The sequence below is a fragment of the Pantoea sp. Ep11b genome, assembly GCF_040783975.1.
GTDB lineage: Bacteria > Pseudomonadota > Gammaproteobacteria > Enterobacterales > Enterobacteriaceae > Pantoea.
The window spans coordinates 2,072,495-2,086,551 of sequence record NZ_CP160631.1 but is presented as its reverse complement, the minus strand read 5'-3'; the positions used below and the strand labels follow the sequence as shown (position 1 = coordinate 2,086,551).

Below are 14,057 nucleotides of genomic sequence, written 5' to 3'. Positions count from 1 at the left end.
TTACATAGCACCACTATTCACTTAATTTGCATATATAGTGAATAATTATCTTAGCGCAGCGCCACGGCCGGTTTTTAAATAGCGGAATTATGCAAATACGGGATGAAATATCGCTTTTGTGATCGCTGATAAACTATCCCTCCGAAAAAACCCATTTTTCGCCCTGTTCTGGCGCGCGTTGCCTCGTAACGGTGCAGCGGCGATCGCACCCGCTGAGCAGACCGATCTCCGTGATCCGGTGAGATTTAACAAAGCATTTTCGCTTATTGCGGCACGCGCTGTTTAATTAAGAGACACTTTACGGCGTTTTTTTAAACAACGGCAGATTATTCCACCCGGATGGATGCGGACTATTTCCAGCGTGATTATTCTGACAGGAAGCGTTATTTAAAAATTGATGAAAAGAAATTAATACGCAGGCTAATGGTTAGAGCTTAAGCCATAAATTTTCATTCCCCTGCCATAAATTAAATTTAATCAGGCTGGTGAATTCAGTGGTTTAAAAACAGACAACCCAGATTAAAATCCATTCCGTAAAATAATTCAAGAAATTGAATTTAAATCACTTTTTATTAGTAAACTAAAAAAACCAGTCAGAAGAAAATATTATTACCTTTGCAGGCTATCGGCTTTATCTTGCTATTATCTGTACAGTGAATATAGACATCACATTTTGTTACGTATATTGCGCTTTGTAATTTTCCGGTTTTATGGCACTTTCGTTGCGCCCCTATCAGGGGATAATAATAATGAATCAGGACAGGGTAATAATAAAATGATGAAGCGTACTTTACTGGCGGCTGTGATGCCGTTACTGCTCGGTCTCGCCTCCGCCCAGGCGGCAGAGATTTATAACAAGGATGGCAATAAGCTGGATCTGGTTGGCAAGATCAACGTCTCCCATCTCTTTTCTGACGATGTGAAAAATGACGGTGATACCTCTTCCTATTCCCGCCTGGGTTTCAAGGGTGAAACTAAAATCAACGATCAGCTGACCGGCTATGGCTTCTGGCAGTATCAGTACAGCCTCCGCAACTCCGAAGGCAGTGACGCGCAGACCGGCAACCGTACCCGTCTGGGCTATGCGGGCCTGAAGTTTGGCGAAGCGGGTTCACTGGACTACGGTCGCAACTACGGCCTGGTCTATGACGTGCTGAGTTACACCGATATGCTGCCATTCTTCGGCGGCGACTCCGGCTATACCGATGCCTTCCTCTCTGGCCGCTCGACCGGTGTACTGACCTGGCGTAACAGCGACTTCTTTGGTCTGGTTCAGGGCTTAAATCTGGCCGCGCAGTATCAGGGCAAAAACGATCGCAGCAGCAATACGGACGGTGTCCGTCGCTCCAACGGCGATGGCTTCGCCCTCTCCGCCTCTTACGACTTCGATTTCGGCCTGAGTTTTGCCGGCGCGTTCGCCAGCCTGGATCGCACCACCACGCAGAACACGGCCGCACGCGGTGAAGGCGAAAAAGCGCAGCACTGGGCGACCTCGGTGAAATATGATGCGAACCAGGTTTATCTGGCGGCGATGTACGGGGAAACCCTGAACGCCACGCCGATCACCGGCGGCTTCGCGAATAAAGCGCAGAACGTTGAAGCGGTAGCGCAGTATCAGTTCCTGAACGGTTTCCGTCCTTCGGTGGGCTACGTCTCGTCGAAAGGCAAAGAGATCGAGAATATCGGCGATGCTGACATCGTTAAATACACTGCGGTCGGCGCAACCTACTACTTTAACAAGAACATGTCGGTGTATGGTGAATACCGTATCAACCTGCTGAAAGAGAAAAACCCGCTCGGTCTGGCAACCGACGACATCACCGCGCTGGGCCTGATTTACCAGTTCTGATATGAAACGGAGAGCCGGTTCGGATTACCGGGCCGGCCTGATGCAGGTTCAGGCCGCAGGCGGCCTTTCGCCTGGCGACCTGACTAAGCTCACGGCCACCGACTCCTGCATCAGCTCCTCCATATTCGCGGAGGCCAGCAGCGTGGTGGCCTGCCCGGCAGGCACCGGGCGACTGAAGAGGTAGCCCTGTCCGTAATCGCAGCCGCGCTTTCTCAGCCACCGCAGCGTGGCCACATCCTCAATTCCCTCCGCCGTGATCACCACATTCAGCCCCTGACAGAGCATCAGCAGCATCTCAACCACTTTTCGCTGCTCTACCCCATTCACGATGCCCGCGACGAACGACTGGTCAATCTTGATCTTGGTGATGCCCAGCCCCAGCAGTGCGGAAAGATTCGAATAGCCCGTGCCGAAATCATCCAGCACCACCCCGATGCCGTCCTCTTTCAGCAGGCGAATCGCCTGGCGGGCATCGTCGGAGATATCCATGACATTCTGTTCCGTGATCTCCAGTTCCAGCATTACCGGTCCGGCGTGCTGCATGATGCGGGAGAGACAGCCAGTCAGCGCCGGTCTCAGCAGCTGTTCCGGCGTAATATTCAGCGACAGGCAGAGTCCGGCGGGCCATGAACGGGTGGCACTGACTGCATCCTGCAGCAGCGCCACGGTCAGGCTGTCCATCAGCCCCAGCCGCTCGACCACAGGCAGAAACTCAGCGGGAGAAACCGACTGACCCGATGCGGTGATCCAGCGCGCCAGGATCTCAAAACCGGTGATGTTGCCGGTGCGCAGCGACACCAGCGGCTGCAGAAAGGGAACGATGGCGTGACCGCTGACGGCGGCCACCACCTCCTGCTCCATCTTCTCCCGCTGGCGAAAGCGTCGCTCCATGTCCGGTGAGAATTGCGCCAGATGCGACCGCTTATTGCACTTGGCCTCCTGGAGCGCCAGATCGGCCGCCCGGACCACATCGGCCTGAGCTGTGCAGGCTGAGCTGGCAATGCCCACAGAGAGACTGAGGCTGGTGTGCGGACCGGTCCGAATTGCGTTCGCGCGCTGGCACAGCTTTTCGGCAGCCGCCGACGCCTGTTCAGGCGTAAAGTGAGCCGTGACCAGGGCAAACTCATCGCCGCCAATGCGAAACACCTCGCTCTCCGTACTGGCGAAGGCGGTCAACAGGTTAGCCAGCGCGATCAGCGTGGTATCGCCCTGAAGATGACCGTTAAGATCGTTGATAATCTTGAATTCATTGATATCGAGCAGCGTCAGGGTATAGGGCGTGCCGCTGGCGTCGAGCGCCGCGAGATGGGCACTGAACGATCGGCGGTTCATTACCCCCGTCAGGGCATCGGTGCCGGCCAGCCTGAGCGCGTTTTTTTTCGCATTCAGCGTTTTGCGGATCAGACTGGCGATCAGCAACGCCGGAATGATCATCGCCAGCAGGGCAAACGAGGAAGAGGTCAGGATAAACCGCAGTCGCTCGCTGGTTTCAAAATTCGAGTCATAGCTCAGACCCAGCAGCCTGAAAAGCCAACCCTCAAGCCCGAACTCCCACAGCGTGGAGAGTAAAATGATGGTCGCAATATTCAGCACTGCGAGCCAGAAAAGTTTCAGGCGCATGCGTTCATTCCCGGTGTTGAAAAGTGTCAGAATTCTCTTTTGGTTATCAGTAAAAACCGGGGCGTTTTTTTTATAGATTGTCTGCTCAGTGGCCGACGATGATTACCCCTCCACGCACTCTGCTGTCAGAAATCATGGTTCTTACCCGTCCCGATGCGCAGGCGAGCATCATGCGCCAGCCAGCCGCTTGCAGGTCACCGCATTCATAACGATGAATGTTCTATCGGCAGCGGCGGCCGGATTAACAGGCCCATCTTATTAAATTTGTGCACTGCGACGACTTTTCGGCGCCGGGAACGGCGACGCCTGCCGTCGGGCACGCGTAATTTGACAAGGGCAGCACCGCGTCAGCGGCTGGGTAAAAAGCTGAAATCTGGCAGGCAAACCGAAGCGGCAAGGCGGCCCTGCAGATGGCCCTCGCGGGATCGCCGCCAGTCAGATTGACATCAATTTAGTTTGACTCAATACTGTCTGCAGTTTCAGCCGGGCTTACCGCTAAGGGCTTTCCTTTCCGCCGCGCCAGCGCCTGAAAGCCTGATGTTTCATCTCTGCAAAGAGAGACTGTTACCTTCGACCCGATCCGGAAAATGCACACGACTTCACGACCGAAAATGTCCGTAGTCTGGCCGTTCTGCCCCTGACTCATCTGAGAAATAATATGAATAATGAAACCGCGGGGATCGCTGAGACGTCTTCCGCCAGTGCGGCACCAGAAACCATCGACCAGTTTCTCTGCTTTGCCCTCTATTCCGCCTCACACGCGATGACGAAGCTCTATCAGTCACGGCTGAAGCCGCTGGGACTGACCTATCCGCAATATCTGGTGCTGCTGGTGCTATGGGAAAAAGATGGCCTGACCGTGTCAGAAATTGGCGCCCGCGTCCGGCTTGATTCCGGCACACTCAGTCAGCTTCTGAGACGGCTTGAAAGCGCCGGTATTCTCTGCCGCCAGCGTGACACCGCAAAGGATGAGCGCCGGGTGATCGTCTCGCTGACGGAACAGGGCCATCAGCTCAAAGTCACGGCAGCGGGCGTCCCGGCAGACATGGTCTCTGTGATGGATACTGCCTGCAGCGAATTGAGTGAACTGACGGCCCGGGTCGCTATGCTGCGCGAAAAACTGCTCAGGGCACTGCCATGAGTGTGGCTGATGAGCTGACCGGGCGGAATCGCCCGAGGCGGATCGGTTCAGCGGCTGTTCAGCAAAACCGTTGCCCTGGAGTCTCTTTTGAGCAGCAATAAACCGGTAGATATGGATGATGTTCATGCCGTCGTCGGGCACGCGGTCGCCAGCCTGCTGCAGTCAGGTCAGACGGCAGGCATCCGGGATATCATCGCCTTTCTGAAAAATAAGGAAGCCCACGCCGTCAATGGTCAGAGGGAGCTTTACGCCAGAGCCATTCATATTGTGAAAAGCCTGGTGAACTGACCCTCGCAGACGGGCAGCTTTTCCGCGCCCGCTGAGCTGCCCGGCGGGATGTGCCTCCGGGCTGGTCGCACGCTTCCGCCATTGCTGCCCCTTCTCTGTTCACTCACGTTTGCGCCTCTCCGCACTGCGTCACCCTCTACAGAGCGGCTCCGGCGGGGGCCATCAAATCAAAGCGATCGCTCTGCGGCGACGCATCCATCGGCATCGGTGGCTCGACCTTCAGCGTGATCCAGTTTGAGGTGACCCGCTGCTGCTTACTGTCCTCCAGCGTCACCGACAGGCGATATTCGTTGCTGGCGTCCGGCGACGGATCCCACTGCGGCAGGATCACACTCCAGCCGTGCGGATCGGCGTTATTCGCCGGTGGCGTCAGGCTCAGCGCCTGGGTGTCGCCCTGCCAGCTGACGGCTTTGATGGCGTTGCTGGCGCGCACCTGTAACTTCAGCGGCAGGCTCTCGCCGCTGCTTAACTGCCAGGGCGGCGTCGCCAGGAAGACTGACAGGGTTTTACGCTGGCGGAAGGCGAGCACCGGCGTCGTGTTGCGGGTGACGGTATCGTAGCGGCTGCCACGCAGCGAGTGCGCTTCGGCGACGTTCGCGGCGTCGAGCTGACGGCTCAGCGCCACGCCGAACCGGTAGTTAAGTTTCAGCCCCAGCTGGTCCTGGCTTTCACCGGCGCTGCTGGTTTTGTGGGTCGCGGAGAGCGTCACCAGCGGCACCGGCGTGTAAGAGAGGCCGAACGACATGGCGGAAGGATTGTGATAGCGGTTGCCGCTGTTAAACAGATCGACATTATCCCCCAGATATTGCTGATAGCTGACCGACATGCCCAGCTGGCGATAGAAAGGCAGGTAACTCTGGCTGGTAATGTCATAGCCGCGCGCCATGCGCTGCTGCTGTGAACTGCTGAGGTTTTTCCAGCCGGAAAGCGGCTGATAGTAGTTAGCCGAAAGCCGCATCGCGTCGCTCCAGGCCTCCGTTCCCACCGAGGCCCGCTGCAGACCACTGCTGAAGATCCGATCGACAAACCCGTTGTAGCCCAGCAGCCAGTTGCCGGCTTCCCAGCGCTGCCCCAGACCCGCACTGCCCACCAGCCCGTTCTCGGTATCGTGCAGACCCAGCTGGCTGAAGGTCAGCAGGCTGTTCTCATCGGCCAGGGCGCTGAAGAGATCGCCGCCGGTGCCGGTGAAGTTGCCGTCCATGTCCACGTTAAGATCCAGCTGCGCCATTCCGTAAGGGGAAAGCAGCGACTGCCCTTCGCTCTCGATCCGCCCGGCCACTTCATCGCGCAGATGATTGAACGCCCAGACGCCCGCCTGCTGGCCAAACGTGACATCGCTGTCGCTGTTGTTGCTCGCCTCGCCGATACTTTTGGCAACGGCGGCCAGCTTTTTACTCCACTCTTCATCCTGATCGCTCACGCTGCCCAGCGTCGGCAGCGACGCACTGTAGCGCGCAGGATCATCGAAGGGTGTCTCTGACACCCGCGTTTCAGTCTGTATCGCGCGGACGCTCTGCGTGGCAGTCAGCGACAGCGCAATAAAAGCGTAAACCCCTGTTTTCCGTATCATGTCACCCGGCACATTGATCTGTCTGTAGCTGCGATAAAAAGTCAAAAACATTGACTATTACCTTAACATATTGTGATGGTGATGCAGGACAGCCGCGCCATTTTGTGCATATACCAGAAAAGTCTGGCAAAAAAAAAGCCTGCCCACGGGCAGGCCTGCTGGGGATACAGCGGATCAGGAGAAGATTAACCCGCCATCGACGTTGATTGTCTGGCCGGTGATGTAGCGTGCGTCATCGGAGGCCAGAAATGCGACCAGCCCGGCGACATCCTCCGGCTGACCGGCCCGTTTCAGCGGGATGTTATTAACCCACTCAGCCATCAGCTCCCCTTTGCCATAGGTTTTCTCCCCGCTGCTGAGGATCTCGCCCCAGACGCGATCGTTATAGTCCCACATCTCACTCTCAATGATGCCCGGACAGAAGGCGTTGACCGTGATGTTCCACGGTGCCAGCTCCAGCGCCAGACTCTGGGTAATCCCGATCACACCCATCTTGCTGGCGGCGTAGTGCGGCGTGTAGATAAAGCCCTGCCGCCCCTGGCCGGAGGAGGTGTTGATCAGGCTGCCGCTGCGCTGCTGCACCATATACTTCGCCGCCTCACGGCAGCAGAGCCAGACCCCCGTGGTATTCACTGCCAGGATGCGCTCGAAATCGCTTTTCGGCATCGTGTCAAAGCGATCGATAGTGATCACCCCGGCATTCTGTATCGACACGTCGATCCGGCCAAAGCGCGCAAACGCCTGCTGATAGAGCTGCTGCACGGCGGTTTCATCGGTGACATCGACCTGCAGGGCCAGTATCTCACTGCCATAGTGCTGCTGAAGCTGGTCGGCGGTGCTGAAGACCCGGTCATCATTCGAGACCATCACCAGCTTCGCCCCGTCGCGGGCGAAGCGCGCCGCAATGCCGGCTCCGATGCCCCGGCAGGCGCCGGTGATCACGACGATTTTTTCAGGTTGTTCGTGGCTCATAATCGCTCCTGTTAACTGTGACGGACATCAGTGAGGGAAACCGCCTGCTGCTTTTTTTCATGGCGACGCAACAGCACCACTTTGCTTTGCAGACGCTGCTGGAACTGGTCGATCACCACCGCTGTCACGATCACCAGACCTTTAATCACCATCTGCCAGAAGTCGCTGACCCCCATCATCACCATGCCATCCGCCAGGAAGACGATAACGAACGCACCAATGATCGAGCCTGAAACCCGCCCGCGGCCGCCCGCCAGCGCCGTGCCGCCCAGAACGGTGGCACCAATGGCGTCCATCTCAAACATGTTGCCGGTCATCGGGTGCGCGGTCTGAAGCTGAGAGGCGACCACCAGCCCGACCAGGCCTGCACAGAGGCCGGAGAAGGCGTAGACAAAGATCTTCACCTTGATAATCGGCACGCCTGCCAGCCGCGCGGCGGACTCGTTGCCGCCGATGGCATAGATATAGCGTCCCAGCGGGGTTTTGCGCGTCAGATAGAGACCGAGCAGCAGAAAGCCGAGCATCAGCCAGATCGGCAGATAGACGCCCAGGAGAGTACCGGAGCCCAGTACGGCAAAACCGGTGTTGCCCAGCGCCGGCAGTCCGACCAGGTTAGCGTAGGTGCCGCCATCGTTGAACAGCAGGGCCGCGCCACGCGCCACATACATCATGCCCAGCGTACAGATAAAGGGGGCCACGCCCAGTCGGGTGATCACGGTGCCGTTAACCAGCCCCACCAGCACGCCAAAGATCGCCACCACCAGAATCACCTCGGGCACGTTGAGGAACAGCGTGTTGCCGCCCCACAGCGGAATGCCGTTGGTCAGCAGCGCACCCGCGACCATGCCGCAGATCCCGGCGACCGCGCCGACCGAAAGATCGATGCCACCGGTCAGGATCACCAGCGTCATCCCAATCGCCAGCAGGCCGGTGATCGCCACATGCTGCGTCATAATCAGCAGGTTCGAAGGGGTCAGAAAGTTCGGCACCATCACGCTGAAAAAGGCGACCACAATCAGCAACGCAATAAAGGTGCGTGCCTTGAGCAGATACATATAGAGCAGATATTGTTGATTCATGACATTCTCCGGCCAGCGTAGTGCCTGGCCCACCAGGCATAGTGGTTGCAGACAGTCCGGGCAGGCACCGCGCACCGCAACCCGACGTACAGGCAGTACGTGAGGAGGGTGAACACGGCCCTGGCGCAGACTGACAAATAAAATAGCCTCATGAGACAGGCTCTTAATCCTGTGGGGTAGAGGCGGCGATCAGCTGTTCCCGTGTCGCTGCTGCTCGTGGCAGATCGGCCGTAATCCGGCCATCCGCCATGACCAGAATACGGTCCGCCAGCGCCATCACCTCATCCAGCTCGGAGGAGGAGAACATCACTGCCAGTCCCTGCTGCGCCAGATTCCCGATCAGGTGATAGACATCGGTTTTCGCGCCGACGTCGATCCCGCGCGTCGGTTCATCCAGCAGAACCACCTGTGGCCCGGTCATCAGCGCCTTACCCAGCACCACCTTCTGCTGGTTACCGCCGCTCAGCGACGTCACGGGCAGTTCGGGATCGCTGACCTTGATCGCCAGATGACCAATCATTTCGCTGACCCGCTGCTGCTCCCGGCCCGGATGCAGCCGCCCCAGCGCCCGGCGAAACCCGCGCAGGCTGAAGTCGGAAAGCGTCATGTTGGCGGTGATCGACATCAGCTCAATCACCCCTTCGCCCTTGCGATCTTCGGGCACCAGCGCAAGCCCGCTTTTCAGGCGCTGCTGAAAGTTGCGCTTTGCCAGATCGCTGCCCGCCAGCCGGACCTGCCCCGACTGACAGGGCATCAGCCCAATCAGTCCCTTGAACAGCTCGGTGCGTCCGGCCCCCAGCAGGCCATAGATGCCAATCACCTCCCCCTTGCGCAGCGTGAAGGTGACATCGTTGAGTTTGTAGCCCCCGTTCTGGTGCAGCGCGGTCAGGCCCTCGACCTCCAGCACCGTTTCGCCCTGGGGTGCAGGCTGATAGTCGAACTGCTTTTTCTTGTCGCCCACCATCCGGGCGATGATCCACGGCACGCTGGCGTCGCGTACTTCGCGCTCGCTGATAAAGCGGCCGTCGCGAAAAATGGTGATGTGATCGCCAATCTCCATCAGCTCTTCCAGCCGGTGAGAGATGTAGATGATGGTGACGCCGCGCCGTTTCAGATGGTCGATGACGCTGAACAGCACTTTGACTTCTGACTGACTCAGGGCGCTGGTAGGCTCATCCATGATCAGCACCCGGGTATCCTTCGACAGCGCCCGGGCGATCTCTACCAGCTGCTGATGACCAATACCCAGCTCGCCCAGCTGTGCATAGGGATCGACATCCAGCTGCAGCCGCTCCAGCAGCGACTTCGCCAGCGCGTACTGATACTTTTCATTGATCACGCCGCGCTGAAAGAATTCGTTGGCGATAAAAATGTTGTCCATCACGTTCATGTTGGGAAACAGGTTCAGCTCCTGAAAAATAATGCTGATCCCGTGCTTTTCCGCCTGATGGGTGGAGTTCAGCGACACCACCCTGCCATCCAGCAGGATCTCGCCGGACGAGGGCGTCTCCACCCCGGCCAGCATCTTCATCATGGTGGATTTACCCGCGCCGTTCTCCCCGATCAGGACATTCACTTTGTTGCGGTAGACCCGGTAATTGACCTGATCGAGCGCCGTGACGCCGGGATAGAGACGCGACACATTGCGCGTTTCGATAATCACATCATCAGCGTGCTGCGGTTGAGAACTCTGCATCTGCCGCTCCTTATTGCCGGGTAATCGCGGCCGGCGTGATATCCGGCAGCTGCTGCGGAATGTCCCAGCTGCTGAACACACCCGTGACCTTTACCTTGTCGCCCACTTTGGGCGCGAACTGCTGCATCAGGCCGGAGGCATGCTGATTAATGGCCTTGCCATAGTCGCCAAACAGCACCTGATCGTTGAAATCCTGATAGCTTGCGCCCCGATAAGCATCCCGCAACGCCGTACCGCGAATGATCGGGCCGGTCTGAATAGTGACACTGTCACCTGATTCATCCTTCACGGTCATCTTTCCGCTGCGTGACGTGGTGTTGATTGCCGTCACGTCACCCTGCACCGAGACGCTGAACACACAGGGATTCTCCGCCTGACTGCGATAGCCATACTGCTGACAGGCGGTGTCAAAATCTTTGGCAGACTTCAGCGACGTCATCAGCGTCGCCAATGGCCGGGCCTCCGCCTGAATCTGCGGCACCAGCTTCTGTTGCCAGAGCTGGTCGATGTCAGCCATTTTCGGATTGGGGGGGTTTTTCAGGTCAGCCAGCTCCTGCTGCGACACAATTTTGCAGCCGCTTAACAGCATGACCACCAGCGACAGCCAGACTCTTCGGGACATCTTCTTCTCCCTGGCGCCCGCTTGCGCAGGCGCGACAGCGGTTAATTACGACTTATAGTTGAAGTCCTGTACGCCTTTGGCGTTTTCCGGGGTAATCAGAATGCCGCGGAACATCACCCGCTGTTTTTCCGGCTTCACGCCCTTCTGGATGAAATTATCGAGATCGGTCACCCCTTCGGCGGCGATGGCCTGCGCCTGCAGCATAACCGTAGCTTTCAGCGTGCCCGCTTTAACCGCATCGCGCTCATCATTGCTGCCATCGATGCCCACTACGATAACGTCATTCCGGCCAGCGGCTTTCAGCGCCGCAATCGCGCCCAGCGCAACCGGGCCATTGCCGCAGATCACCCCTTTGACGTCCGGGTGCGCCTGCAGGATGCTGTCCATGATGCGCTTGCCGTCGATCAGGGTGCCTTTGGCATCCTGACGCGCCACGCTCTGCATGTCCGGGTACTGATCCAGCACCTGGTGGAATGACTTCGAGCGGGTTACACAGTTATTGTCTGCCAGGTTACAGGCGAGTTCGGCGTACTTACCCTTTTCACCCATCTTCTCCACAAAGACGTTAGCCACATCAGAGCCTGCCTGGAAGTTGTTGTGGGTGATCTGCGCCAGCGCCACATCATCTACCGGGATTTCACGGTTGATCAGCACCACCGGAATACCGGCATCTTTCGCCTTTTTAATCGCCGCGACGCTGGCGGTGGAGTCGGCGTTGTCCAGCACGATACCCTGCACTTTCTTACCGATGGCCGCGTCGATCAGTTCACTCTGTTTTTTTACATCTTCGCCGTGCGACAGCACCGTAGTTTTGTAGCCCAGCTCCTGCGCTTTGAGGTTGGCGCCTTTGGCTTCAGAGGCGTAATAAGGGTTATCGAGGGAGTTAACCAGAATCATAATGGTGCCCTTTTCAGCGGCAAACGCCGCCTGAGACAGCAGACAGGCAGTCACGGCACTACACAGCAGGGTACGGTTTTTCATGATGTTCTCTCTTATCGTTATGGCAGGGTATGGGTTCCCGGGTGTTGAGTCGGCCTTACCAGATGGTAAAGCCACCATCGATCATTAAATCCGCGCCGGTGATCATGTCGCTGCCGTTGCTGGCGAAAAACAGTACGGCGGCGGCGATCTCATCGGTGTAGGCAAAGCGACCCAGCGGGATCAGTTTTTTCATCTGCTCCCCCTTCTCGCCGCGCCAGGCTTTCTCGCCCATCGGTGTCAGCACGACGGTAGGCGACAGGGTATTCACGTTGATCCGGTGCGGCGCAAACTCTTTGGCCATCACTTTGGTCATGCCCAGCAGGCCCGCCTTGGCAGAGGTGTAAGCGACGTGGTTATCAATCGCGATAGAGGCCGCCTGCGAGGCGATATTAATGATTTTGCCGCCCGCGCCCGCCCGGATCATCAGCCGCGCCGCCGCCTGCGAACAGAGAAACGGGCCGGTAAGATTCACCGCAATCTGCTTCTGCCATTCGGCGAAGTCGGTCTCTACGACCGGCTGCAGCATCACGTAGCCCGCACAGTTCACCAGTATGTCGATCCGGCCGTAGTGGGAAATCACCGCCTCGAATGCCGCCTCCACTGACGCGGGATCGGTGACGTCGCAGCAAATAAACTGCACCTGCCCGGCGTCGAATTCCGCCTGCAGGCTGGCGACCTTCTCCGCCTCAAACGGCGGATAGAGCAGTGCGAGACGCGCGCCCTTCTCCAGCAACATCCCATTCGTCGCCATGGCGATGCCGCCCAGCCCGCCGGTCACGACCGCCACTTTGTCGGCCAGATTCATTGCGGTATCCACGCCGTAGCGCAGGTTTACGTCATATTCACCACTCATCCCACTCTCTCCCTCAGATTTTTGCTGCCGCCAGTGATTCAATCATTTTCGAACAAAAATATATGCTATCGAAAAGAAACGTTGTGTGGGGCAGATCAAATTTCAACCATCTGCTTTCCTGCCCGGCTTATCTGGTTGAAAAGACGTGATCTGGCTTCCAGTAAGCAAATAAAGTCTGCCGCCTGCAATCAGAAAAGCGTGAGAGATTCAATAGCCTGACTGTTTTTTATTTTCGTTCGAAAATGAAAGCCCTCTCCGGCCATCTCGCATTCGCAAAAACGGCGCGTTAAACTCAGCTCCGTAGAGGTTATTTGCCCGACCCGACAGATGATTGGAAAAGGGAGCATTTCGATTGAAAAGCAAAAGTGAGCAGTTCGCTGATATGCAGCAACGCCGCGAGAAAATCCTGGAGATGATCCGTGAAGATGGCACGGTGACGGTCAAGGCGCTGACGGAAACCTTCGGGCTGACCGAAGCGACGTTACGCAGCGACCTGCGTATGCTGCAAAAACAGGGCTTTGTGCAGCGCTACCACGGTGGTGCAACGCTGATGACGGGTAAGCAGAACACCGGCGCGATGCTGCTGGAGCGGCAGACGCATCTGGAAGAGAAAGAGGCGATTGGCCGGCTGGCGGCGCAGCATATCGAAAATGGTGATACGGTGATTTTTGATTCCGGCACCACCACCACGGCGATCACGGATGCCATCAGCCATATCCGCCGCCTCTCTGTGGTCACGACGGCGGTCAATATCGCCCTGAAACTGGGCGGCGAGCCGGGGATCAATATCCTGCTGACCGGCGGCACCTTTAAATTCCCGACGCTTTCCACCTCCGGTGAAAAAGCCGCCAGCTTCTTCGAAAATGTGCTGGCCGAAAAACTCTTTCTGGCCACGGCCTGCATCTCACCGCGCCTGGGGCTGAGCTTTCCGAGTGAAACCGACATCAAGGTTAAAATGGCGATGATCAACTCCGCCAGTACGGTTTATGTGGTCGCGGACTCCAGCAAAATCGACAAGGTTTCCATGTTTGCGATGCCGTGTGACTGGAGCAACATCCACTACCTGATCACCGACAGCGGCATCAGTGCCGCACAGGTAAAAGCGTTTGAAGCACTGGGCGTGAAGGTGCTGGTGGCACCTCTGCCGCTGAAGCGGGCAATGTAGTAACCGGCGATCGGGGCGGAAGCGAAAACTGTACACCCCCAAAGCCGCAACCGGCAAAACTCCTCACCGCCGCCACGCGGGCAGGAAAGGCCCGCCTGAAAGCACAGCGTGCGAGCCAGGGATGGCGAGCCCGATCCGCAGGGAAGCGGGACTCCTTTGCGATCAGGCGGGTCTTTCCGGCACGACGCACCGCGCTTCCCGCGCTCACCGCTCACTTAACC

The 14,057-nt window shown here is 57.6% G+C and carries 12 protein-coding genes; 4 read left to right on the top strand and 8 right to left on the bottom strand.

The window, feature by feature from the left end:
• The first annotated feature begins 775 nt into the window (after window positions 1-775).
• Window positions 776-1,849 (top strand): porin, encoded by a 1,074-nt coding sequence (locus AB1748_RS09900; protein ID WP_111142053.1) that lies wholly within the window; start codon window positions 776-778, stop codon window positions 1,847-1,849.
• A 48-nt stretch (window positions 1,850-1,897) separates the two neighbouring features.
• On the opposite strand, the gene AB1748_RS09895 is transcribed toward AB1748_RS09900, so the two are convergent.
• Window positions 1,898-3,469: a putative bifunctional diguanylate cyclase/phosphodiesterase gene (locus AB1748_RS09895; RefSeq protein WP_367395432.1), complete on the bottom strand. Its 1,572-nt coding sequence runs from the start codon at window positions 3,467-3,469 to the stop codon at window positions 1,898-1,900.
• A gap of 658 nt (window positions 3,470-4,127) precedes the next feature.
• Here AB1748_RS09895 and AB1748_RS09890 point away from each other — a divergent pair.
• A complete protein-coding gene (locus AB1748_RS09890) occupies window positions 4,128-4,610 on the top strand; it encodes a MarR family winged helix-turn-helix transcriptional regulator (RefSeq protein WP_111140228.1) in 483 nt (160 codons plus the stop codon).
• An 87-nt stretch (window positions 4,611-4,697) separates the two neighbouring features.
• Window positions 4,698-4,898, top strand: coding sequence for a hypothetical protein (locus AB1748_RS09885; RefSeq protein ID WP_199560010.1), 201 nt, complete (start codon window positions 4,698-4,700; stop codon window positions 4,896-4,898).
• 136 nt (window positions 4,899-5,034) lie between these two features.
• Here the strand turns inward: AB1748_RS09885 and AB1748_RS09880 are convergent, their stop codons facing one another.
• The 7 genes from AB1748_RS09880 to AB1748_RS09850 all read right to left on the bottom strand — a co-directional run bounded on the left by AB1748_RS09880 (window position 5,035) and on the right by AB1748_RS09850 (window position 12,671).
• On the bottom strand, window positions 5,035-6,468 hold the full coding sequence (locus tag AB1748_RS09880; protein WP_367396336.1) for a YchO/YchP family invasin: 1,434 nt from the start codon (window positions 6,466-6,468) through the stop codon (window positions 5,035-5,037).
• Between the two features lie 174 nt (window positions 6,469-6,642).
• A complete protein-coding gene (locus AB1748_RS09875) occupies window positions 6,643-7,440 on the bottom strand; it encodes an SDR family oxidoreductase (protein WP_111140230.1) in 798 nt (265 codons plus the stop codon).
• Window positions 7,441-7,451: 11 nt separating this feature from the next.
• Complete coding sequence (locus AB1748_RS09870) at window positions 7,452-8,519, bottom strand: ABC transporter permease (RefSeq protein ID WP_293769780.1); 1,068 nt, start codon at window positions 8,517-8,519, stop codon at window positions 7,452-7,454.
• Window positions 8,520-8,682: 163 nt separating this feature from the next.
• On the bottom strand, window positions 8,683-10,215 hold the full coding sequence (locus AB1748_RS09865) for a sugar ABC transporter ATP-binding protein (RefSeq protein WP_367395431.1): 1,533 nt from the start codon (window positions 10,213-10,215) through the stop codon (window positions 8,683-8,685).
• 10 nt (window positions 10,216-10,225) lie between these two features.
• A complete protein-coding gene (locus AB1748_RS09860; RefSeq protein WP_367395430.1) occupies window positions 10,226-10,837 on the bottom strand; it encodes a DUF2291 family protein in 612 nt (203 codons plus the stop codon).
• A gap of 45 nt (window positions 10,838-10,882) precedes the next feature.
• Window positions 10,883-11,818 carry a D-ribose ABC transporter substrate-binding protein gene (locus tag AB1748_RS09855; RefSeq protein ID WP_111140234.1) on the bottom strand — a complete coding sequence of 312 codons (936 nt, stop codon included), beginning with the start codon at window positions 11,816-11,818 and terminating at the stop codon, window positions 10,883-10,885.
• Between the two features lie 55 nt (window positions 11,819-11,873).
• Window positions 11,874-12,671 carry a GolD/DthD family dehydrogenase gene (locus AB1748_RS09850; protein ID WP_288478464.1) on the bottom strand — a complete coding sequence of 266 codons (798 nt, stop codon included), beginning with the start codon at window positions 12,669-12,671 and terminating at the stop codon, window positions 11,874-11,876.
• Between the two features lie 352 nt (window positions 12,672-13,023).
• Here AB1748_RS09850 and AB1748_RS09845 point away from each other — a divergent pair, with 352 nt between their 5' ends.
• Complete coding sequence (locus AB1748_RS09845) at window positions 13,024-13,836, top strand: DeoR/GlpR family DNA-binding transcription regulator (RefSeq protein WP_367395429.1); 813 nt, start codon at window positions 13,024-13,026, stop codon at window positions 13,834-13,836.
• Window positions 13,837-14,057: the final 221 nt, after the last annotated feature.

What these genes read in the sequence shown, in the direction of transcription:
- AB1748_RS09900 (WP_111142053.1), top strand. Translation starts at nt 776, where the DNA reads ATGATGAAGCGTACTTTACTGGCGGCTGTGATGCCGTTACTGCTCGGT.
- AB1748_RS09895 (WP_367395432.1), bottom strand. Translation starts at nt 3,469, where the DNA reads ATGCGCCTGAAACTTTTCTGGCTCGCAGTGCTGAATATTGCGACCATC.
- AB1748_RS09890 (WP_111140228.1), top strand. Translation starts at nt 4,128, where the DNA reads ATGAATAATGAAACCGCGGGGATCGCTGAGACGTCTTCCGCCAGTGCG.
- AB1748_RS09880 (WP_367396336.1), bottom strand. Translation starts at nt 6,468, where the DNA reads ATGATACGGAAAACAGGGGTTTACGCTTTTATTGCGCTGTCGCTGACT.
- AB1748_RS09875 (WP_111140230.1), bottom strand. Translation starts at nt 7,440, where the DNA reads ATGAGCCACGAACAACCTGAAAAAATCGTCGTGATCACCGGCGCCTGC.
- AB1748_RS09870 (WP_293769780.1), bottom strand. Translation starts at nt 8,519, where the DNA reads ATGAATCAACAATATCTGCTCTATATGTATCTGCTCAAGGCACGCACC.
- AB1748_RS09865 (WP_367395431.1), bottom strand. Translation starts at nt 10,215, where the DNA reads ATGCAGAGTTCTCAACCGCAGCACGCTGATGATGTGATTATCGAAACG.
- AB1748_RS09860 (WP_367395430.1), bottom strand. Translation starts at nt 10,837, where the DNA reads ATGTCCCGAAGAGTCTGGCTGTCGCTGGTGGTCATGCTGTTAAGCGGC.
- AB1748_RS09855 (WP_111140234.1), bottom strand. Translation starts at nt 11,818, where the DNA reads ATGAAAAACCGTACCCTGCTGTGTAGTGCCGTGACTGCCTGTCTGCTG.
- AB1748_RS09850 (WP_288478464.1), bottom strand. Translation starts at nt 12,671, where the DNA reads ATGAGTGGTGAATATGACGTAAACCTGCGCTACGGCGTGGATACCGCA.